Origin of the sequence: Serratia sp. CY71090, assembly GCF_052166845.1 — a bacterium.
Taxonomy (GTDB): Bacteria; Pseudomonadota; Gammaproteobacteria; order Enterobacterales; family Enterobacteriaceae; genus Serratia; species Serratia nematodiphila.
Map to the genome: position 1 here is coordinate 509,448 of NZ_JBJNOA010000003.1, position 22,722 is coordinate 532,169.

17 protein-coding genes are annotated in these 22,722 nt (G+C 61.9%); 16 read left to right on the top strand and 1 reads right to left on the bottom strand.

Annotated elements, in window-relative coordinates; all coding sequences use genetic code 11:
* Positions 1–69: 69 nt before the first annotated feature.
* From ACJ8OK_RS08865 to ybaK, 14 genes are all read left to right on the top strand, one after another.
* Positions 70–2,673 carry a hypothetical protein gene (locus tag ACJ8OK_RS08865; protein ID WP_033633958.1) on the top strand — a complete coding sequence of 868 codons (2,604 nt, stop codon included), beginning with the start codon at positions 70–72 and terminating at the stop codon, positions 2,671–2,673.
* Complete coding sequence (locus ACJ8OK_RS08870) at positions 2,670–5,231, top strand: aminotransferase class III-fold pyridoxal phosphate-dependent enzyme (RefSeq protein ID WP_033633960.1); 2,562 nt, start codon at positions 2,670–2,672, stop codon at positions 5,229–5,231. Before ACJ8OK_RS08865 ends, ACJ8OK_RS08870 begins: the two co-directional genes overlap by 4 nt.
* 10 nt (positions 5,232–5,241) lie before the next feature.
* Positions 5,242–6,258, top strand: coding sequence for a methyltransferase (locus ACJ8OK_RS08875; RefSeq protein WP_004940222.1), 1,017 nt, complete (start codon positions 5,242–5,244; stop codon positions 6,256–6,258).
* A 23-nt stretch (positions 6,259–6,281) separates the two neighbouring features.
* A complete protein-coding gene (locus ACJ8OK_RS08880) occupies positions 6,282–6,545 on the top strand; it encodes an acyl carrier protein (RefSeq protein WP_004940224.1) in 264 nt (87 codons plus the stop codon).
* Positions 6,542–8,488, top strand: coding sequence for an aminotransferase class I/II-fold pyridoxal phosphate-dependent enzyme (locus tag ACJ8OK_RS08885; RefSeq protein WP_060558737.1), 1,947 nt, complete (start codon positions 6,542–6,544; stop codon positions 8,486–8,488). Before ACJ8OK_RS08880 ends, ACJ8OK_RS08885 begins: the two co-directional genes overlap by 4 nt.
* A gap of 4 nt (positions 8,489–8,492) precedes the next feature.
* Complete coding sequence (gene pigI / locus ACJ8OK_RS08890) at positions 8,493–9,968, top strand: L-proline--[L-prolyl-carrier protein] ligase PigI (RefSeq protein WP_241005084.1); 1,476 nt, start codon at positions 8,493–8,495, stop codon at positions 9,966–9,968.
* A complete protein-coding gene (locus ACJ8OK_RS08895; protein WP_033633965.1) occupies positions 9,965–12,253 on the top strand; it encodes a polyketide synthase in 2,289 nt (762 codons plus the stop codon). Before pigI ends, ACJ8OK_RS08895 begins: the two co-directional genes overlap by 4 nt.
* A 13-nt stretch (positions 12,254–12,266) precedes the next feature.
* Positions 12,267–12,581 (top strand): RedY-like protein, encoded by a 315-nt coding sequence (locus ACJ8OK_RS08900; protein WP_004940233.1) that lies wholly within the window; start codon positions 12,267–12,269, stop codon positions 12,579–12,581.
* Complete coding sequence (locus ACJ8OK_RS08905) at positions 12,565–13,212, top strand: 4'-phosphopantetheinyl transferase (protein ID WP_033633966.1); 648 nt, start codon at positions 12,565–12,567, stop codon at positions 13,210–13,212. Before ACJ8OK_RS08900 ends, ACJ8OK_RS08905 begins: the two co-directional genes overlap by 17 nt.
* Complete coding sequence (locus ACJ8OK_RS08910) at positions 13,209–14,267, top strand: prodigiosin biosynthesis protein PigM (RefSeq protein ID WP_088381301.1); 1,059 nt, start codon at positions 13,209–13,211, stop codon at positions 14,265–14,267. The genes ACJ8OK_RS08905 and ACJ8OK_RS08910 overlap by 4 nt, the downstream gene beginning before the upstream one ends.
* Before the next feature lie 18 nt (positions 14,268–14,285).
* Positions 14,286–15,014 carry a DUF1295 domain-containing protein gene (locus ACJ8OK_RS08915; RefSeq protein WP_021504656.1) on the top strand — a complete coding sequence of 243 codons (729 nt, stop codon included), beginning with the start codon at positions 14,286–14,288 and terminating at the stop codon, positions 15,012–15,014.
* Between the two features lie 206 nt (positions 15,015–15,220).
* Positions 15,221–17,932: a copper-exporting P-type ATPase CopA gene (copA, locus tag ACJ8OK_RS08920; RefSeq protein WP_033633968.1), complete on the top strand. Its 2,712-nt coding sequence runs from the start codon at positions 15,221–15,223 to the stop codon at positions 17,930–17,932.
* A 133-nt stretch (positions 17,933–18,065) separates the two neighbouring features.
* Positions 18,066–18,872, top strand: coding sequence for a TraB/GumN family protein (locus ACJ8OK_RS08925; protein ID WP_015376874.1), 807 nt, complete (start codon positions 18,066–18,068; stop codon positions 18,870–18,872).
* A 228-nt stretch (positions 18,873–19,100) separates the two neighbouring features.
* A complete protein-coding gene (ybaK, locus tag ACJ8OK_RS08930) occupies positions 19,101–19,580 on the top strand; it encodes a Cys-tRNA(Pro)/Cys-tRNA(Cys) deacylase YbaK (protein WP_033633969.1) in 480 nt (159 codons plus the stop codon).
* Positions 19,581–19,590: 10 nt separating this feature from the next.
* Here ybaK and dacB read toward each other — a convergent pair whose 3' ends face one another.
* Positions 19,591–21,057 carry a D-alanyl-D-alanine carboxypeptidase/D-alanyl-D-alanine endopeptidase gene (gene dacB, locus ACJ8OK_RS08935; protein WP_033633970.1) on the bottom strand — a complete coding sequence of 489 codons (1,467 nt, stop codon included), beginning with the start codon at positions 21,055–21,057 and terminating at the stop codon, positions 19,591–19,593.
* Between the two features lie 354 nt (positions 21,058–21,411).
* On the opposite strand from dacB, the gene ACJ8OK_RS08940 reads away from it, so the two are divergent.
* Both ACJ8OK_RS08940 and ACJ8OK_RS08945 read left to right on the top strand, forming a co-directional pair.
* On the top strand, positions 21,412–21,696 hold the full coding sequence (locus ACJ8OK_RS08940) for a 2Fe-2S iron-sulfur cluster-binding protein (protein ID WP_072010128.1): 285 nt from the start codon (positions 21,412–21,414) through the stop codon (positions 21,694–21,696).
* A 13-nt stretch (positions 21,697–21,709) separates the two neighbouring features.
* Positions 21,710–22,645: a diiron oxygenase gene (locus ACJ8OK_RS08945; protein ID WP_033633971.1), complete on the top strand. Its 936-nt coding sequence runs from the start codon at positions 21,710–21,712 to the stop codon at positions 22,643–22,645.
* Positions 22,646–22,722: the final 77 nt, after the last annotated feature.

Consider the following 22,722-nt stretch of genomic DNA (forward strand, 5'->3'; position numbering starts at 1 on the left):
CTTTGTCGTGCCGAATTTGCCCGCCTGGCTGAAGCCGTCACTCCATTTTGGCTGCACAAGGAACTCATCATGACGACCCTGACAGGACAAGCAAGACTCACCAACTCCGCCGCCTACGAGCAAGTGTGGCAAGCGGAACGCCAGGCCTGCCGCACCGACGCAGATCCCGATACCCTGACGGTCGGCGTGGTGGTGGTGACGCGCAACCCGGCGTTTTTCCAAACCGGGCTCAGCGTACTGAACGATATCCGCGATTATGTTTTCAACCGCGTGCATATCCAGTCCGAGATGCCGCTGAAACTGTTGGATCTGGCGGCGGACTCGCTTTATCTGGCCGCGCGCGAAAAGGCGCTGCACTTTCTCAAAGGCCAAAACAAGGCTATCAACGTTCGCATCATCCAATGCGCCAGCCTGGCCGAGGCCACCGGCAAGATCATCTATACCCATGCGCTGGAACAGCGTCCCGAATTTCATTTGGGCATGCTGTTCTACGATCAGACCACGCCGGCCGGCGTCGATGACAGCATCGAACAGATCGATCGCGATCTGGACGCCTTTTACAGCGCCTTGCAGCGCAGCGGCATTCCCGCGTTTTACACCACCTTCTCCACCGTTGCGTTCATTCGCCAGCTGCGATCGCCCTTCCGCTACCTGCCGCAGCAATACCGCGAAATCGTGCGCAGCGAAGATCCGGCGATTTTCCAAACCGAGCTGTTGTGCCTGTGGATGGACTTCTTCGAGATGAACTACACCAACCGCCGGGTCAAGCCGATCGGCGCGCTGGCGCTGCACAACACGCTGGGTGAGCAGCTGATTCAATTTTTCGAGCGTACCGCCGCCGAACGCTGGCTGGTGTCCTATTACACCGGGTCGATCATCTCCAATCTGATCGGCTATCTGGATCGGCATGCGGAGGCGCGCGGCGCGCTGATCCTGCGCGGCCCTAACGAACACGCCATCGCCTGCGGCGCCATGGCCAACTGGCAGCTGTATCGCATGCCGTTCCTCGGCGTAGTGACCTCCGGAATGATGGATGAATTCAAGGGGACGCTGGCCAACCTCAAGGAAACCGCCGCCCAGGGCATCATCGTCGCGGCGGAAAACCGCGGCAATCAATGGTACAGCTTCCAGGGAACGCTGACGCCGACGGAAGACATGCGTGAAGTGCTTGTCGCCCGCCGCATCCCGTTCGTTTATATCGATGACGTCGAAACGATCGGCACCGGTTTGACGGAAGCCTTCCGCCTTTATCATCAAGGCCAGGGCCCGGTGGTGATTCTGGCAACGCAAAACGTGCTGGAGTCGACCCTGTCGCTGGAGGGCGCCGTCTGCGATCCCTCGCCGATCCCGGTTCTGTCGGCGGACGATCCGCTGCCGATGAGCGAAAGCCTGGCACAGGCGATAGCGCTGATCAACCGCGGGCCGGAACGGCTGGTGTGGCAGCTGGGCCCGGTCAGCGACGACGAATACGCCCTGATCCATGACATCGCCGACGCCGCCGGCATCGCCCTGGTGGACTCGTTGGCCCATCCAGGCTCGGCGCCGAAATATTATCAGGGCCGGCGCAATCCCCACTACCTGGGCACCCTGGCGATTTACGGCTACAGCCCGCGCGTCTACAACTTCCTGCACACCAACGACAAGCTCAACGCCATGAGCGAGCAGAGCCTGTTTATGATCAAAAGCCGCGTCGCTCAGATCACCACCCCCTTCTCCGACGGCAGGCTGGAGCGCAAGGTTCACCTGGTGCAGCTTACGCACGATGAGCGCCATCTGTCGCCCTATGCCGATCTGCACCTGCACATGAACTGTCTGGCGTTCCTGCGCACGGTGAAAGCGCATCTCGACGTCGATCCGGCATTGCGGGAAAGACGCCGCGCGCTGATCGCCGCCTATCTCGATTCGCCTTCCGACGTGGTCAGCCAGCTTCCCAGTCTGCCCATGTCGGCCAACTACTTCTTCTGCCAGTTGAACCGAGTGATTGAAGAACTGATCGAAACGGAGGGATTCGATTTTACCGGCGTATATGACGTCGGCCGGTGCGGCATCTCCGCCGCGCGCAACGTCGCCAAAACGCGCCGCGGCTTTTCCGGCTGGTATGGCCGCGCCCTGATGGGCGACGCTCTACTGGCCACCGGCTACCTGGCTTACACCAGCCCAAGCCACGTGATGGCGTTTATCGGCGACGGTGCTAAAGGGATCGTACCGGACATCCTGCCGGCCTTTATCGACAACATTCTCACCCATCCGCAGTTGCTGAATAAAAGCATCACCGTCTTCTATTTATGCAACGGCGGGCTGTCCGTCATCAATACCTATCAGGAACGCATTCTGTTCAATCGCACCTCGCGGCAAATGCGGTTGGTGAACGTCGAACAGCCGGACGTCGAACAAACGGTCAATAACTTCCATATCCAGAGCAAAACGCTTACGCATTTCGACGAAGACGTCATTCGCCAGGCGCTGACCACGCCGCACCGACTCAATCTGTTCTCCGTGGTGCTGGGGCACAACAATGAAGGCGACGGTATCTCGCTGGCCACCGCCAAAGGCTGGCAGCGCGATCCGAGCGACCACGACGCCCTGCAGGAGCGCAAAGCCTGGGCGGCCCAACAGCCCGAATCGACCAGCACCGCCTTCGACCAAGATCCTACACAGGAAGCCACCTCATGAAATTCGGATTCATCGCTCATCCCACCTCGCTGGGGTTGAAACGTTACGTCAAAATGCTCGATCTGCTGCAACGCAACTCGACCGAGCAGCACAGCGGCTATACGCGTGAACTGTGGGAACGACAAAACCTGGTTCCCTTTATGAACTTCGCCAGGATCACCTCGGCGACCGGCGCCACTTGCGAAGGGGTGATCAAATACATGCCGCTGGTGGCGGATGAGATGCTGGCCGACGCACGCGGTATCGCCGCCAGGGTGGTCCAAGGCATCGAAGAGCTGGCCGGCGATGGCGCCGAACTGGTCGGTCTCGGCGGTTTTACCTCTATCGTTGGGCGACGCGGCGAAGCCACTGCGGAAAAGTCGCCGGTGCCGGTCACCTCCGGCAACTCGCTGACCACCTACGCCGGCTACAAGGCCTTGATGCAGATCCAGTCCTGGCTGGAAATCCGCCCGGAGGAGGAACCCGTCGCCATCGTCGGCTATCCGGGGTCGATCTGCCTGGCGCTAAGCCGTCTGCTGCTGGCGCACGGTTTCTCTCTCCATTTGCTGCACCGCGCCGGCCACCATGATCGCAGCGAACTGCTCAGCCATTTGCCCGAGGAGTATCACTCGCGCGTCACCCTGACCAGCGATCCCGAAGATCTCTACCCGCGCTGCAAACTGTTTGCCGCCGCGACCTCCGCCGGCGGCGTGATCGACCCCGCCAGACTGCAACCCGGCTCGATCTTCATCGACGTGGCGCTGCCGCGCGATATCGCTTCGGAAACGCGCCCGGCGCGGGATGACATTCTGATCATCGACGGCGGCTGCGTCACCGCCACCGATGCGGTCAAGTTGGGAGGAGAATCGCTCAACGTCACCATCAAGCAACAATTGAACGGCTGCATGGCGGAAACCATTGTGCTGGCACTGGAAAACCGGCGGGAAAACTTTTCGCTGGGCCGCTATCTGGCGCCGGAAAAAGTGCTGGAGATCGGTGAAATCGCCGAGCGCCACGGGTTCTTCGCCTATCCGCTGGCCTCGTACGGCGAGCGCATCGATCGGCAGAGCGTGATCAATCTCAAGCGCTACTACCACCATGACATCTATGCCGGGGAATCGGCTGATGCGGCGTTGCCCGCATCGCGCCTGGCGTTTATCGACGCGGTCATCGCCCAAACGCCGGCCAGGGAAGACACCCTCGACCGCTATCATCAATACATCAACCCCATGATGGTGGACTTCCTCAAGTTGCAGCGCTGCGACAACGTTTTCCGCAGCGCCGCCGGCACCCAGTTGTATGACGATGCGGGCGAGGCTTTCCTGGACATGGTGGCGGGCTACGGGTGCCTAAACCTGGGCCACAACCCGCAGCCAGTGGTCAACGCGCTGAAAAACTACCTCGACGCTCAAGGCCCCAACTTCATTCAATACATTTCCATTCCCGAACAGACCGCCAAGCTGGCCGAAGTGCTCTGTCGTCTGGCGCCGGGCAACATGGGCCGGGTGTTCTTCAGCAACTCCGGCACCGAAGCCGTCGAGGCCGCGATGAAGATCGCCAAGGCCTCGACGGGCAAGCCGGGCATCGCCTATCTGCGCAACAGTTACCACGGTAAAACGCTGGGTGCGTTGTCCATCACCGGACGAGACAAACACCGCCGCTATTTCACACCGCTGCTGGACGCGATGGTGGAGGTGCCGTTCGGCGATCTCGCCGCGCTGCGGGAAGCGCTGAACCGTGAAGACGTCGGCGCGCTGATGATCGAACCGATCCAGGGCGAAGGCGGCGTGCATATCCCGCCCGCCGGTTACCTGCAGGCGGTGCAGCAGCTCTGCCGCGAGACCGGCGTGCTGCTGATGGTGGACGAAGTGCAAACCGGGCTTGGGCGCACCGGCAAACTTTTCGCCTGCGAATGGGACGGTATCGAGCCGGACGTGCTGATGCTGTCGAAATCCCTGTCCGGCGGCCTGATCCCCATCGGCGCCACGCTGTGCCGAGCCGATCTTTGGCAAAAAGCCTATGGCACGGCGGATCGCTTCCTGGTGCACAGCTCCACCTACGGCGGCGGCAACCTCGCCTCGGTCGTCGCCCTCAGCGCGCTGCGCGAGATCCTGGCGCAGGATTTGGTCGGCCATGCCGAACGGATGGGCGCCTACTTTAAGCAGGCACTGAGCGAGATCGCCGCCCGCTATCCGTTCGTCAGCGAGGTGCGCGGCCGCGGCCTGATGCTGGGGATCCAGTTCGACCAGGCGTTCACCGGCGCGGTCAACGCCTCCGCCCGCGAATTCGCCACCCGGCTGCCCGGCGATTGGCACACCACCTGGAAATTCTTGCCCGATCCGGTGCAAGCCCATCTGCGGGCTGCGATGGATCGCATGGAACAGGCGCTCGGCGAAATGTTCTGCATGAAATTCGTCACCAAGCTGTGCCAGGACCACAAGATCCTGACCTTCATTACCGCCAACAGCTCGACGGTGATCCGTATTCAACCCCCGCTCATCATCAGCAAAGCCGAGATCGACCGTTTCGTCGGCGCCTTTGCCACGGTGTGCGAGGAACTCTCCACCTTTTTAGACTAGGGAGCCAGCAATGCCTTTAACCAAGCAAGATGCCGTCAATCAGATGATGGGCTTTTTCCAGGCCAAGGCGCTGACCGCCGCGCTGGCGCTGAAGCTGTTCGATCAGTTGCGCGATCGGGACGCCGACGCGGCGCACATCGCCGCGCGGCTTGACTGCCCGGCGCGTTCGACCGAACAGTTGCTCATCGCGCTGCGGGCCATGGGGTATCTCGACCAACGAGACGGCCTTTATCATCTGCCCGCCGCCCACCGGGCTTTTCTGTTGAGCGACGAACCGCAGTGGCTGGGATGGCTGGGCCGCCACATCGATACCTTCCTGTATCCGCTGTGGGGCGAGCTGAAAACGGCGGTGCGAAACGATGCCCACCAGCGCCGCACGGTATTCGGCGATGACCGCAGTTGGTTCGACATCCTGTACCAAAATCCGGACGACGTGGCGGACTTCCAGGAGTTTCTCGGTAAATTCGCCGCGCCCTTTATCGCCGGCTTTGTTCGCGATTACGACTTCTCGCAACACCGTGCGTTTTTGGACATCGGCAGCGGGATCGGCAGCCTGCCGATGGCGATCGCCGACGCTTATCCGGGGATCGCACTGGCGATCTGCGAACTGCCGCAGGCCTCGGCGTTTTTGCGCGACAAGCTGACGCTGCAAGGCTATGGCGAACGCATTGACGTCGTGGAGGGCGATGTCATCAGCGGCGATCTGCCGATCGGCGGCTATGACCTGATCCACCTGGGATGGATGCTGCACGACTACGCCCCGGAAACCCAACTGACCATCCTGCGCAACATCTATCGGGCGATGCCGGCCGGCGGCCGCTTCATCGCTTCCGAAACGCCGCTGAACGAAGACAAATCAGGGCCGGAATTTACCGCCCTGCTGTCGCTGAACATGCTGGTCTCCACCGACGGTGGCATAGAGAGCAGCGCGCAGGAATACCTGGACAGATTCCGTCTGGCGGGGTTCAGCAACGCGCGCATCATGAAAATTGCCGGCCCACGCACCCTGATCGTCGGCGAAAAATAACCAGTTAGCAACGGGAGCTCGCAATGTTAGAAAGCAAATTGATCCAGCATATCGCCACCCAGTATCTGGATGGCGATCACGACGGCCTGAACGCTCAAACCCCGCTGTTTGAACTGAACGTCGTCGATTCCGCCTCCATTTTCGATCTGGTGGATTTTCTGCGTCAGGAGTCTCATGTCGCCATCGGCATGCATGAGATCCATCCGGCGAACTTCGCCTCGGTGCAGGCGATGGTCGCGCTGGTGCAACGGTTGCAAGCGCAAGTCGCCGCAGGGGGTGTCGCATGAGCGTTCACGCCGTCGATAGCGCCGCAAACGCGCATGAAGCCGTCCGGCAGTCGGTGCTGCACACCTTTGCCCGGCTGACCGAGTATGAACCGTCGGCACTGGCCCTGAGCAGCCATCTGGAAAACGATTTGGGCGTCGACTCCATCGCGCTGGCGGAAATTGCCATGGTGCTGAACCGTCAGTTTCAATTAAATACGCCGCTGGAGATCCAGGAGATCAAAACCATTCAGGATGCGCTCGACGGTATTTTGCAGCGCGGTTTCACGCTGCCGACGCCGAACGCCGCCGCGCAACCTGCCCCCGAGACGCCTCAGGCCTGGTTGAGCGTTCTCGTGCGCCAGGTGTTCGCCACCCACAGCGGATATGAAGTGCGTGATCTGCCCCCCGACGCCGCCATCGAAGGCGACCTGGGCATCGACTCCGTCGCGGTGGTGATGGCGCGCAACGAGCTGCTCAAAACGCTGGGCCTGGACGATAACGCAGCGCTGGCGGAGTGCCGCACGTTGGCTGAGCTGGAGCACAACCTGACGGCGCGGCTGGTTCAGGAACAGGGCGAAGCGTGGTTCAGCCGCTTTGGCCAGCACACCGCCGCATCCGCTGCGCCGCAGCCCACCAAGGCGCCCGCGTCGCCGGACGCGCGCGATGAGCTCGGCGATCCGCGCACCATGCGGGACTTCGTCGGCATCGAGCACCCGGATTTGTTCCATAAAACGCGTGAGTTCGGCGCTTTTTATCGCGATAAAAAACAGCGTCAGCTTTACTGGTACGGTATGCCGCTTGAAACGCCGTGCAAAAACCGCGCGGTCATGTTCGACGAGGTCACCGGCAAAAGCCGCGAATTTCTGATGTTCGGCTCCAACAGCTATCTGGGATTGTCGAACCATCCGGAAGTGATCCACGCCATCCAGGACGCCGCCGGCCTGTACGGCGCCACCAATACCGGGTGCCGCATCATCGCCGGCAGCAACGTGCTGCATCTGGAATTGGAGCGCAAACTGGCCAAGCTCAAAGGGCGCGAAGACTGCATCGTCTATCCGTCCGGCTACTCGGCCAACCTGGGATGCATCTCGGCTCTGACCAGCCGACACGACCTGGTGTTCACCGACGCCATCAACCACATGAGCATCCAGGACGGCTGCAAGTTGGCGGGCGCGCAGCGGAAAATTTATGATCACTCTTTGACCAGCCTTGAGAAATCGCTGGCCAAATACGCCGATCACCCCGGCGGCAAGCTGATCGTCACCGATGGCGTTTTCAGCATGCACGGCGATATCGTCGATCTGCCGCGCCTGATGAAGCTGGCCGAACGCTACGGCGCACGCGTATTGGTCGACGACGCGCACGCGACCGGCGTCTTGGGCAAAACCGGCTCGGGCACGGCGGAACACTTCAATATGAAAGGCCGGGTGGATCTCGAGCTGGGCACCATGAGCAAGGCGCTGTCGGGATTAGGCGGCTTCGTTTGCGCCGATGGCGAAGTGGTCGAATACCTGCGTTTCTACTCCAACTCCTATGTTTTCGCCGCCACCATCCCCGCCGCAGTCGCCGCCGGCGTGATCGCCTCCATCGACGTGATGCTGCGTGAACCCGAGCGACTGGCCAAGCTGTGGGACAACATCTACTACTTCCGCACGCTGCTGCTTAACGCCGGCTTTGACCTTGAGCATTCCGACTCGGCCATCATTCCGGTGGTGGTGGGTGACGACGCCAAAACGCTGCTGTTCGGCCGCGCCGTCCGGGCGCGCGGGCTATTCTGCCAGACCGTGGTCTTCCCGGGCGTCAGCGTGGGTGACGCCCGCTTACGCATCAGCGTGACCAGTGAACACACGCGTGAAGATCTGGATGAAGCCTACGCCATTTTGGTGGCGGCGGCGCTGGAGACCGGCGTGCCGGTCAACGGCGATGTCCGACGGGAAGAGCGCGCACGCGCCGCCGAGGTCTGACATCATGGCAACCTTCATTTCACCGATACTGGAGGCCCTGTTCCGGCACGCCCGCCAAGCGCCGGAAAGCACCGCTCTGCTGTGCGGCGATCGGCGCTGGAGCTATCGTCGCCTGGCCGATCGCGCCTGCATGATGGCGGCGGCGCTGCGAAATGCCGGGTTGAAGCAGCAGGCCGTGCTGCTCAACCTGCAGAAAGGGCCCGACGCCGTCGCCGCCATGTACGCATGTTGGCTGAGCGGCAACCACTATGTCCCTATCGATTTCAGCCAACCGACGGCGCGCATCGAACGCATTATCGCCGCCGCCTCACCCGCGCTGATCGTCGATGAGGGCTGGTTGAGCGCGCTCGATGGCCGCACCGATCTCGATGGCGCCTGGCCGGAAGCGATCATCGCGCTCGGCTCCCCCCTCGCCGCCATTCTCTATACTTCAGGCTCCACAGGCACCCCGAAAGGGGTGCAAATCACCCATGACATGCTGACGTTTTTCATCGGCTGGGCCGTCAGCGATACACAACTGACGGCGCGCGACGTGCTGGCCAATCATGCCAGTTTCGCCTTTGATCTGAGCACCTTCGATCTGTTCGCCGGCGTTTGCGCCGGCGCCGCGACCTGGATCGTGCGCGAAGATGAACAGAAAGATTGCCAGGCTCTCGTTCGCGGATTGCAAACGCACGGCGTCACTCTGTGGTACAGCGTGCCTTCGATTTTAGCCATGCTGGAAAAGAGCGCGTTGCTGGCGCCGTCGACGGTGAAAACGCTGCGCCAGGTCACGTTCGCCGGTGAGCCTTATCCGGCCGCCGCGCTGAGGCGTCTGGTTGCGCATCTGCCGGCCCGGTGCCGCGTCAGCAACTGGTATGGCCCGACGGAAACCAATGTCTGCACCGCCTACGCGCTGGATCGAACGCAGTTGGCGACGCTGGAGCAGATCCCCATCGGCCATCCGCTGCCCGGCTTGACGGCGCAGTTGGTCGATGAACAGGGGCGCCTGCAGCCGATTGACGGTACGCCGGGCCGACGCGGAGAATTGCTGATCGGCGGGCCGTGCGTTACCCCCGGCTACAGCAACGTCGCCTCATCGCGGCAAGCGCAATGGCATCCGCGCCAATGCCACGCGACCGGCGACTGGGTGGAGACGACGGCGAATGGGCTGGTCTACCGCGGCCGGCTGGACGACATGGTGAAAATCAACGGCTACCGGGTGGAATTGGGTGAGATTGAATCGATCCTTCATCACCATCCCTCGGTCAGCCAGGCCGCACTGTATGTCGAGCTCGGCGAGCTGAAGCAAAAACTGATCGCCGTGATCACCCTCCATCCCGGCGCGCTCCGCCCCAACCTGCTGGAGCTCAAGCAGTTCCTGCAGCCCAGGCTGCCCGCCTATATGCTCCCCAGCCAACTGGTGGTCGCCGACAGCCTGCCCACCAACGCCAACGGCAAGGTGGACAGAGGACGTTTGTCCGAGGTGAACGCGCGATGAACCAGGAAATTCATGCCGCGCCGCTGGCGCTGGTCGGCATCGGCTGCGCACTGCCCGGCATCGATCGTATCGATCTGTCCAACGGCGCCGCCTGGTCGGCGCTGTTCGACGCCCCGCCGCCGATGCCGTGGAGCGATGCGGCCGCGCCGATCCGCGGTCGCCAGATCGACGACGCCGCGTTTGATTTCAAAAAATTCGCCATCCCGCCGCTGTTTCGACTGGCGGTCAGCCGCGAGACCCGCCTGGCGCTGCAGGCCGCCTCCGCCGCCATGCAGCATCTGACGTTATCCGACGCGTTGCGCGACCGCTGCGATCAATTTTGCGCCACCCATTTGGGCAGTGATGCGGCCTATCGCAACGCCACCAAAATCGGCGCGCTGCGCAGGCTGGCCGAACGGCTTGACGCTCAGGGGCTCTCACCGGCAGCGGTCATGCGCCGGATTGACGATTACAAACAGCCGCTGGCCCAGGCGTTCGGCAGTTCATCCCACGATCGCGTAGGGGAAATGGCCTCCAGCATTCCCGCGCGCATCGCCCATTTCGCCCGCACGCGCGGTAAATGCCAAACCCTCGACGGCGCCGATCTGGGCGGCCTGCGCTTGCTGCAGTTGGCGCAAGACTGTTTTCGCCATGCCGACAGCCGCATGGCGGTGCTGACCGCCGTACAATGCTTCCACCATCAACCCCAGGCGGACATGCTGTTGGCGCAGGGCGTTTCCTCTTCGGCCTGTTGGCTGGAGGGGGCGATCAGCCTGGTCGTTTGCCCGCTGGACGTCGCTCAGGAACAGGGATGGCCAGCGATCGCACAATTGTCGACCCTGATCGCCGAACGACAGGATGCCGCGCCGAGCGCCGGCTATTTTGCCGGCGCCAATCAGGTTTTCTGCCATCTCCTCGACATGCTGTTGCAACGGCAACAGACGTGCGCCGGCCACTCGTTCACCGGCTATCGCTGGCGGATTGACGCGGCGTCTCCCCCCTCATTAAAACCGACGGCTTCGCCACGCATCAGCATCATCGACTATCAGCCCATCACCGCGCAGGGGCTGGATAAAGCGCGTTTCTGGCAGGCCTTGCGCAACGGTGAGGACGCCCTGCGCGATCACAGCCCCGAGCAGTTGCACCCCGGCGCCTTCGTGCGCCCCACGCCGCAAAAGCTCAGCGCCTACACCGCTCATGCCATGTGCTTCCCAACGCACGATCCGGTGCGGCTTGAGCTGACGCGGCCTATGATGCCGGCCAAAAAGCAGCGCCTCGACGTCACACAACTGCACGCCCTCAACGGCTGCGCGGCGTGGCCCGACAGCCTGCGACGCTTTGAACGCATCGCCATTATCGTCGCCAGCAACCTGTCTTTGAGCGCCGATCGACAGCAGGCCATGAGCGCGCTGTGGCCGGCGTTGCCTTCCGCCGGCGTCCCCCTTTCGCCACCGCCCCAACCCGCGATCAACCGCTGGAGCTGGCATGGCGCCTGCGGCCTCGGCACCGCACAGCTGTTGGCGCAACAGCTCGGCGTCGAGGCGGACTGCTACGCGGTCGAGGCGGCCTGCGCCAGTTCGCTGGCCGCCTTGCACAATGCGGTCAGGGCGTTACAGGCCGGCCGCTACGATGCGGTGCTCGTCGGCGGCATAGAAACGGCGACGCTCGAACGCGATATGGTGCTGTGCAGCGCGCAAATGATGCTTTCCGCTTCGCGTATGCGACCTTTCGCCCGACAAGCCGACGGTTTTACTCCCGGCGACGGTGGCGGCTTCTTCATTCTGACCGGCCAGGCGACATCGCGGGCCATCGCCACCATCGAAGCGATATCGGGATCTTGCGACAGCTATTCCATGACCGCGCCCGATCCCGAGGGCCAGGCGTTGGCAATCGAAAAAACCCAGAGCCTGAGCGCCGTCGAAGCGCGCCAGATACAGTATCTCGAAGCGCACGGCACCGGCACCGAACTGGGCGATCGGGCAGAAGTCGCGTCATTGCATCAGGGGTATCGCCGCGCCGCGCGCGCCCCTTTGTACATCGGTTCAGTGAAGTACAACTTCGGCCACTGTTTCGCCGGCGCCGGCGCGCTCAGCCTGTGCAAAGTGCTGAGCGCTTTCGAACACGGTCAAATCCCGCCCACGCCGGTGGCGACATTGAATGCCGAACTGCCGCTGGCGGCGATCCCGGCCGAAATCCCGCAAATCGCGCTCGACTGGCCACAGGGTGAAGACGGGCGTCGGGCGGCGATCAACGGCTTTGGCACCGGTGGCATCAATTACCATTTGCTTATCCATCAACCCATTTAAAAAGGCCGCCCAGATGCACATTATCGTCCATAAGATTCGGCTAAAAGACATCGCCCACCGCGCCGCGTTTCGCGACTGGGTGGAGACGACCGATTACCAGGCTTGCCGCCACCTCGATGCGGTACGCGCCTTCGATGTCATCGAAGTCAGCCCTTCGGCGGAGGCGCCGTTTCACTTTATCGAAATCATTCAGCTGAACTCGCTGAAAATGTTCGAGCGCGAGATGCAAACCCCGCTGTTTCAAAGCCTGGTTGAACGCTTTAATCAGTTGGCGGAAGTCGTTGACGAAATCAGCGGAGAACGCATCGCCGATGGTTATCGAGCTTAGCGTGGCGCCGCGTATCGTCATCGCGCTGGGCGGCCCCCACCGCTGCGCCGCCGTTCGGGGATTGCGGCATCTGTCGGCGGTGAAAAACCACGCGCGGGCACAGGCCATCGCGCTGCTGAACCGGACATGGTGCCGGGGGGACGCGACCGGCTTTACGCTGCGCCATGAGGCGAGTGGACAACCGTTCGGCGAACACCTCCTGCTGGGACGCCGCCACGTTTCTCTCAGCCATTCGCATGCCTGGTACGCCAGCGCCACCGGCGATATCCCGCTCGGCATCGATCTGCAGCATTATCGCCCCTTCTCCGGCGCGGCGCTGCGCTGGGCCTTTGGCGAGGCGGAGCAGCGATTGGGACGCATACAGGCCTGCGCCGTCTGGGCCATTCGCGAAGCATTTTTAAAAAGCCACGGCCGCGGCCTGCCCTACGAATTGCGGACGCTCGGCATCGACTGGCACACGGGGTTGGTCTCAAGCGCAGACGGCAGTTTGGCGAGCAGACGCTTCTGGCTGTGGCGCAGCCTGGACTGGGCATGCGCACTCTGCTTTCCGGCGGAGGAAAGCATGTCGTTCAGAGCGAACGTTACCGTATTTTCCCTGCCCGCCCCTTCCGCTTTCGGAGCCTTATCATGACCCAAGACCTTTTCGCCGCGGCGCTGCAACAGGCCGTGGACATCGCGCGGCAGGCGCCCTCTTCACACAACTGCCAACCCTGGTCTCTCCACTATGACGCCGACGCCCGATGTGGCCGGTTGGCTATCGACCGCCGTCGCGCCTTGCAGAGTCTGCCTTCGCTGGAACGCGAGATGCTGATGAGCTGCGGGATTTTCTTCGAGTACCTCAGCGCGCTGCTCAACTGTGCAGGCACGCCTCTCGCCTGGCGTTGGGAGCATGGCCCCACGCATTTACTGAGCTTTGCCCCCGCCGCGCCTGCCGCGCCCGATCGCGCCGCCCATCGCCAATTGGCGCAGCTGATCGGCGAGCGGCATACCGCACGGGCGGCCTATCAGCCTACGCCAATCAATGAAGCGCAGCGGATGCAGCTGCAAACCTTGTTCGACGGAACGGCGAGTTCGCTCAGTATCGCAGGTGACGAACGCGCTCGCCGCCGGGTCGCGCAGCTCACCGCTCGTCACGCCGCGCTCGATTTCTCGGATCGCCAAGCCTGGCGCGAAACCTATCAATACATCCGCTTCAACGAACGGCAGCCTACCGACGACGGTTTTCACCTGCACCACCTGTTTGGCCCGGTATCCCCAGCATTCAAGCGCTTCTTCCAAGTGGCGTTTCATCCTCGCTTAAGCCGGCTGGCGGCCGGGCTGCGCTTGCCGGCTTATATGGCGCAAGGGCTGGCGCAACGCGTCGCGGAAGGCCCGCAATACCTGGCGCTGTGTCTGAACGACGAAAGTGCCGAGCACCTGTTCGCCACCGGCATGCGGCTTGGACGTCTGTGGCTCACGCTGCAACACTGGGGTTGGGGATTGCATCCGATCAGCGTTCTGGTGCAACACGCCGAGGCGCGTCGCGAGCTCGCAGCAACCCTGGCGCTCAGCGCTCCCCCGGTGTTTTTTGCCCGCTTCGGCCACCTGCAACAATGGGGCAGCGCAGCGCCCAGACGCAGCTGGCAAAGCATTTTGACCGCGCCGCCATCCGGCGAATGCGCGCCCCCGGGGAACGATTCCCCCTAATCCGCTGAGGAGAACACAATGAACGTATGGATTGCTTTGGCCGCTGTTTTGTTGATCCTTGCCCTGCTGGCGTTTATTACCAGCCGCGGCGCTCAAGACACTCGCCCGATGTTTCTGTGGGGGTTCAACGCCATGGGGCCGGTTACCTTGGTCTATTGCTATTTCGGCGAGGGCGATCTGAGCCACAAAGCCCTGATCCTTGTCATGGTCGGCCTGTACCTGCTGCGCATGAACATCGTGCTGACACGTTGGTACGGCAATACCGCCGCGGCCAAACTCAAGGACGTGATGCCCACGCAGCAGGTGCCATGGCTGGCGGTGATGATGGTCATGATCTTCGGCGGCCTGTACTGCCTGCCCTTCTATTGGGCCAGCCAACTGCAGGGGCCGTGGGGCGCGCTGCAATGGCTGGCCATTGGGGTCTACCTGATAGGCACGCTGTTCCACTTCGGCAGCGATTATCAAAAACGGCGCTTCAAACAGGATCCGAACAATAAAGGCCGGCTGCTGAACAGTGGCTTTTGGGGGTTGGCGCGCCATCCGAATTATTTCGGCGACTTTCTTATTTTCGTCAGCTTCGGGCTGCTTGCCGGCAACCTGTTTGGCCTGATCGCACCGCTGACTAACCTGGTGCAGTATTTCGCCGACGCCATTCCCAAAAGCGAGAAAATGGCCGAGAAGCGCTACGGCGAGGTCTGGCGCAACTATAAACGTCAGGTTAAGTGTTTCATTCCTTTCGTGCTGTAACCCCAAGGCGGCAGCGCGGTCCGGGCAAGCTGACCGCGTTGCCGCCGATAAAACACCTTGTTATACAACACAAAACGACCGTCACGCCCGCGCAAGTAAAAACCGCCTTGACCTTACCCTTGCGGGAAGGTTTAAGCTCCCTTCTTAGTGAAAACAGGTCAGGCGGTCAACCTTTAAACACCGCCTTCTAAGCAAGGAGTCCAATCATGTCACACACCACTATGCTGGCATTGCAGGGGCTGTCCTGCATGAACTGCGCGCAGCGGGTGAAAAAAGCCCTGGAAAGCCGCAGCGATGTCGAACAGGCGGACGTTAACGTGCATTACGCCAAAGTGACCGGCGAGGCGCCGGACAGCGCATTGATCGACAGCGTGATCGCCGCCGGTTATCAGGCCGAAGTCGCGCCGCACGCCGATACCGAACTGCAGCTGAGCGGCCTGAGCTGCATGCACTGCGTCGGCACCACTCGCAAGGCGCTGGAAGCGGTGCCGGGCGTGTTCGCCGCCGACGTCGAGATCGACAGCGCGAAAGTGTACGGCGATGCCGATCCGCAGGCGCTGATCGCTGCGGTGGAAGATGCCGGTTATCACGCCAGCGTGGCGGGCGCCGTCGTCCCAAAAACTGAGCCGTTGGCTGACGCAACACCTTCGTTGCCGGACGTTCAGCCAGCGGCGCAACCTTCCCTTCCGGCAACCGACAGCGCGGACGACAGCGTACAGCTGCTGCTCAGCGGCATGACCTGCGCCAGCTGCGTCAATAAAGTGCAGCAGGCGCTGCAAAGCGTACCCGGCGTAGAACACGCGCGCGTCAACCTGGCGGAACGCAGCGCGCTGGTGACCGGCGCCGCCGATGCGCAAGCGCTGGTGGCGGCGGTGGAAAAAGCCGGCTACGGCGCCGAGATGATTCAGGACGAAACCGAACGCCGCGAACGCCAGCAGCAGACCGCACGCGCCAACATGAAGCGCTTTAGCTGGCAGGCGGCGCTGGGGCTGGCGTTGGGTATCCCGCTGATGGCCTGGGGGCTGTTCGGCGGCAGCATGACGCTGACGCCGGAAACCCAGCGCCCCTGGCTGCTGGTCGGCGTCATCACCCTGGCGGTGATGGTGTTCGCCGGCGGGCACTTCTACCGCAACGCCTGGCGCGCGCTGATGAACGGCAGCGCCACCATGGACACCCTGGTGGCGCTCGGCACCGGCGCCGCCTGGCTTTACTCGATCGCCGTCAACGTTTGGCCCGATTTCTTCCCGATGGAAGCGCGCCACCTCTATTACGAGGCCAGCGCGATGATCATCGGTTTGATCAACCTCGGCCATGCGCTGGAGCAGCGCGCCCGTCAGCGTTCTTCACAGGCGCTGGAGCGGCTGCTGGATCTGACGCCGCCCACCGCGCGCCTGGTGACCGACGACGGCGAGCGCGATATCCCGCTGGCGGAGGTGCAGCTCGGCATGACGCTGCGGCTGACCACCGGCGATCGCGTGCCGGTCGACGGTGAAATCGTACAGGGCGAAGTCTGGCTCGATGAAGCGATGCTGACCGGCGAAGCGGTGCCGCAGCAGAAAGGCGCCGGCGACACGGTGCATGCCGGGACGGTGGTCGACGACGGCAGCGTGCTGTTCCGCGCCGCCGCCATCGGCAGCCAAACCACGCTGGCGCGCATCATCAAACTGGTGCGTCAGGCGCAGAGCAGTAAACCGGCGATTGGCCAACTGGCTGACCGCGTCTCGGCGGTGTTCGTGCCGGCGGTAGTGGCGATCGCCCTGTTCAGCGCGGCGATATGGTACTTCTTTGGCCCGCAGCCGCAGCTGGTCTATACGCTGGTGATCGCCACCACGGTGCTGATCATCGCCTGCCCGTGCGCATTGGGCCTGGCGACGCCGATGTCGATCATTTCAGGCGTCGGCCGCGCGGCGGAGTTCGGCGTGCTGGTGCGCGACGCCGACGCCCTGCAGCAGGCCAGCCAGTTGGACACCCTGGTGTTCGACAAAACCGGCACCCTGACCGAAGGGAAACCGCAGGTGGTGGAGATCCTGACCTTCAATCAGGTCAGCGAACAGCAGGCGATCGGCTGGGCCGCCGCGCTGGAACAAGGCTCCAACCACCCGCTGGCGCGCGCCATCATGGAACGCGCCGCTGGGCAAACGCTGCCGCAGGTCGCGCAGTTCCGCACCCTGCGCGGCGCCGGCGTCAGCGGGGAGATCGACGGCGTGCAGGTGCTGCTGGGCAACGCCGCGCTGCTGGAACAGCATCAGGTCGCGACCGCCGAACTGGAAGCGCCGATGCGCGCCCAGGCCGAACGCGGCGTGACGCCGGTGCTGCTGGCCGTGGACGGTAAACCGGCCGCGCTGTTCGCCATTCGCGATCCGCTGCGCGAGGACAGCGTCGCGGCGCTGCAGCGCCTGCACCAACAGGGGTATCAGCTGGTGATGCTGACCGGCGACAACCCGGTAACCGCCAACGCCATCGCCAAAGAGGCCGGTATCGATCGGGTGATTGCCGGCGTGCTGCCGGACGGCAAAGCGGCGGCGATCAAACAGTTGCAGGCGCAGGGCCAGCGCGTGGCGATGGTCGGCGACGGCATCAACGACGCCCCGGCGCTGGCGCAGGCCGACGTGGGCATCGCGATGGGCGGCGGCAGCGACATCGCCATCGAGACCGCCGCCATCACCCTGATGCGCCACAGCCTGCACGGCGTGGCGGATGCGGTAGCGCTGTCGAAGGCGACGCTGCGCAACATGAAGCAGAACCTGTTCGGCGCCTTTATCTACAATACGCTGGGCATTCCGATCGCCGCCGGCGTGCTCTACCCGCTGACCGGCACGCTGCTCAGCCCGGTGGTGGCGGGCGCGGCGATGGCGCTGTCGTCCATTACCGTGGTCAGCAACGCCAACCGGTTGCTGCGTTTTAAACCGCAGAAGTGATCGCCGGGGCGCCGTCATGGCGCCCCGCTGTTTTCCGGGCTTTCCTGCGCGGCGGATAGCGTTTAGCATGAATAACGATTTCCCCTCGCCTTTCATGCTGAAACGCGCACCCGTTATTCAGGAGCCACGCCGTATGGGTCAACTGTTACGCCGCCTCGCCGCCTTTCTCGGTCTGATCTCGCCCAAGCGTTACGCTTATCCGGCGTTGGACATCACCCTGCCTGGCGATCGTCGGCTGCATCTGGTGGGCAGCATCCATATGGGCACCGTCGATATGTCGCCGTTGCCGCCCCGGCTGGCCGCCCGGCTGCAGCAGGCCGACGCGCTGATCGTCGAAGCCGATATCACCGACTCCGCCTCCCCTTTCGACCACGCCGAGCTGCAGCCGGAGCTGGAACAGCGCCTGTCCGCCGAAGAATATCAACGGTTGCTGGCGCTGTGCCATGAGCTGGGTGCCGACCCGCACGCCTTCGCTACCCTGCCCGGCTGGCAGGTGGCGCTGATGATGCAGGCGCGCCAGGCTCAGCGTTTGGGGCTGCGCGCGGAATATGGCGTGGACTATCAGCTGCTGCAAGCCGCCCGGGCGCAGGACAAACCGGTGATCGAACTGGAAGGCGCGCAGCAGCAGCTGGCGATGCTGGAACAATTGCCGGAGGGCGGCATTGCGCTGCTGCGCGATACGCTGGAGCACTGGCATACCAACGCGCGGCTGCTGCAAACCATGGTGAGCTGGTGGCTGGACGCCAAACCGCGCGGTACGCTGGACACGCTGCCCGCCACCTTCAGCGCCGGGCTGTATGACGTGCTGATGCATCAGCGCAATCGCGACTGGCGGCATCAGCTGGAGGCGCTGCCTGCCGGTGACTATGTGGTGGCGGTTGGCGCATTGCACCTGTACGGCGAGGATAACCTGCCGGCGATGCTGCAGCCGCAGGGGTAAAAAAGAGGCCAATATCGCTATTGGCCAGTCAAAGAGGAATTTCTTGTATTCTAGTTATACGCATAGCAACCGTGTTAACGGTTACAGTAAACAGGGTAGCAACCCGGTGAATATCTTGGCAACCCGCTTTATGTAACAGCCGCTCAGGTTGCCGGGCAGGTTGGATTTTTGTATTTTTAAGGCTGGTTATCACCCTTTCCCCACCGGGGACATTTTGGACAACACATCATGACGCCCGCAGTCGTTCTGCTTGAGAAACAAAAGGTCGCCTTCACCCTCCATCCTTATCACCACGACAGCGACGAAACCAACTTCGGCGACGAGGCGGTGAGAAAGCTGGGGCTGGATGCCGATCGGGTTTACAAAACCTTGCTGGTGGCGCTGAACGGCGACGCCAAACACCTGGCGGTGGCGGTCACGCCGGTCGCGACCCAGTTGGATCTGAAGAAGGTCGCCCGCGCGCTCGGCGCCAAAAAGGCCGAGATGGCCGATCCGCAGTTGGCGCAGCGCGTCACCGGTTATCTGGTGGGCGGCATCAGCCCGCTGGGGCAGAAAAAACGGCTGCCGACGGTGATCGACAGCCCGGCGCAAGCGTTCACCACCATCTACGTTTCCGGCGGCAAACGCGGGCTGGACATCGAACTGGCCGCCGCCGATCTGTGCCGCCTGCTGGCCGGCAGCTTCGCCGACATCGCCAAACGCGACTGACGCCGCGCGCTCAGCGGCACGCCACCGTGGCGTCACAGGCCGCCAGCGTTTCCACCAGGCGGTCCTCCAGCGCCTTCACCTGCGCGCCCGGCACCAGATAGTTATTGCTGATGATGGCGAATGCCAGCGGCCGCCCGGTCGCCGAATCGACATAGCCGCTGAGCGACGATACGCCGGTCATGGAACCGCTCTTGGCGTGGGCGCGCCCCGCCGCCGCGCTGTTCACCATGCGGCTTTGCAGCGTGCCGCCCACCAGCAACCCCGGCTCGCCCGCGACGGGCAAGGCGTGATACCAGTCGGCGAACCACGGCTGTTTTCTGGCCGCCAGCAGCAGCGTCGTCAGCTGTTGCGGCGTGATCTGGTTCATGCGCGACAGCCCTGAGCCGTCCACCTGGCGATACGCGTCGGCCGCGACGCCCTGGCTTTGCACAAATCCGTTTATCGCCCGAAGGCCGGCGGCCCAATCCCCTTTACCCTGCGTCTTGCGGCCCATCGCCTTGGTCAATATCTCGCCGTAGCCGTTATTGGAGACTTTCAGGAAGGTGACGGCCAGGCGGGAGAGCGGCGGAGAGGTTTTTTCCGCCAGCAGCTGTGCGCCGGCCGGCGTCACGCCCTCTTCAACCTTGCCGCGCAGAGTGATGCCGTGCGCGCGCAGAGCATGTTGCAATAAGGCGCCGACGACGAGGGACGGTTGATCGACGGTAATCAATCGCGAGTTGGCCTCCGCCTGCGCGGCGATGGTGCCGCTGACCACGATCCGGTTGCTGCCCGGCCGGCGCTCGTACGTCAGCGCGGTGTCACTACCGGTGGTGGTGCGGTTGACCAGCGTCACCGCGTCATTGGCGGGATAGAAGCTCACCCGTCCCGGCGCGCCGGCGCGGGCGCCCGGCCGCACCGCCACCTGCACCACGTTGATATCGCCGCCGGGAGTAAAGGCGTAGTTCAGCGCCGAGATCGGCGCAGCGAAGGCGAAAGGTTCATCGTCCCAGCTCCAACCGGCGCCGAATGGCGTCTGATCGAAGGCGCCGGCATCCAGCAACAACCGCCCCTGTATATGACGGATGCCGCGCTGTGCCAGCGCTGCGGCGAAGGTGTCGAGATCGTCCGGATGCAGCGTCGGGTCACCGCTGCCCTGCAGATAGAGATCCCCTTGCAAGGTGTCGCCACGCTGTTTACCGGCGGTCAACAGCCGGGTTTCAAAGCGGTAATCGGCCCCCAGCACGCCGAACGCCGCCAGAGAGGTGAACATCTTCATGTTGGAAGCTGGCGCCAAACGCTGATCCGCGTGCGCCTGATACAGCACGGCGCCGCTCTCGGCATCGCGCACCATCACGCCGCTCGACGCCCCAACCAGCGCCTTGTCCTGGCCGAGGGCCGCCAGCGCCTGGCTGAGGGTTTGTTCGTGACGTTGGCCGGATGACGAACACCCCGCCAGCGCCACGATGGCGGGCAGCAGCCAGCCTGCGGTTTTCAACATGTCATCTTCCTGTTTGCGTTATCAAAACCAAATTGTCGCTCAGGCTATCATTGGAAGGCGGCGGCGTCCTGTTTTCCATTCACTAAACAACGATTTTTGCTTATTGATATTATAAAACAAGCAATAATAAGAATTGCTAAACAATCAAGGCAATAAAGTTTGAATGTGAACTATATTATGTGAAATAACCTTTAATATAATGTTAATGTTTTTAATGTGTCTTGTTGACAATAAACAAAGCCAAAGCTATCGTTACTCCCCATTAAAACTCACAACCTATTATTAATAACAATTTACTTATATGAATTTTAAAATGTGATCTCACTCACTGACTTCCATAGGGAATAACACGCCATGTCTGAAAATACAGGGCCCGATGGTCATCAAGTTATTTTTGATGGCGCGGGCATCGGTGACTTTTGTCCTGAAACGTCGCTGCTTGAAAACTTTGAAAGATTAAATATCGACATTCCCAACCTATGCCGAAAGGGGAGGTGCGGCTGTTGCAAATTACTTCTAATCAGCGGAAATATACGCCATGAAAAACAGAGTGCCTTATGCGAAGAGGAGTTAGAAGAGAATATTATTCTGGCCTGCTGCGCCTATTCACAATCGGATATTGAAATAGAACTCTATTAATAAGGATTAACCGATGAGCCTCATTGAAACCACGTTGAAAAAATGGGATCGCGCCGCGATTGTTCGCTCCCGCCCGCGTCGCCTTCTCAACGAACAGGACAGCCAATCAACCCTTTTCTTCCCCCTCGAACGTCTGCCGCTGTGCCTCCATCCGCGCGTTGCCGCGCTCGGTGAACAAGCCTTGCGCTATATTCAGGTACAAACCCTCTACCATTACCTGAATGGCATCGCCAACATCGAGTTGGATATCATCAATGATTCCAGTTACAAGCTCTATAAAAACGCGGTCGGCGTAGACTTTCCGCTTGAAATGCGCTTAGACGCGCTGACTGTGGTCGTGGATGAGTCCTATCACGCCCTGGTGGCGCTGGATCTGATCAATCAGGTAGAGCAGATGACGTCCATTGCGCCGCTGCCGATGCCAAAAGATACCGAGGCCTCCTATGCCCTGGCTCAATCGTTGGCAATGGGGGACGAACGTCTGCGCGAACTGCTGCGACTGGTTTGCGTGTCCCTGTCGGAGCAGGCGCTGACGACCGATCTGATCGATGTGATCAACAACGAAGATATTTTCCCGACCTTCTATCTGGTGATGAAAGATCACGTTGCGGATGAAGGCCGCCATGCCCGCTTCTCACAGCAGGTGCTGAGCCATATCTGGCGCCACAGCGACGCGGCGACCAAGCAAGCGTTGCAACAACCGATTTTGGCTTTCCTGGAAGGCTACGCAACCGACGCTATCGCCAAAGATTTCAGCGCCTGCATGTTGCGCCAACTAGGACTGACAGAAGCGGAAATTATCGACATCATCGCAGACACTTATCCAGCAACGCATGTTAAACCGTGGGAAACCAATAATATCGTCACGGAGCAAATGTTGGTGGCGCTGAATAAATCGGGCATTCTGGCTGATTTGCCTATCGCCGATGCGCTGCATGCAACAATCTAATTAACCGGTATAAAAATCCAGCACCTTTGATATTCCGCAAGGGAAACCATTATTCTCAGGAAGCAAAAATGGAATTA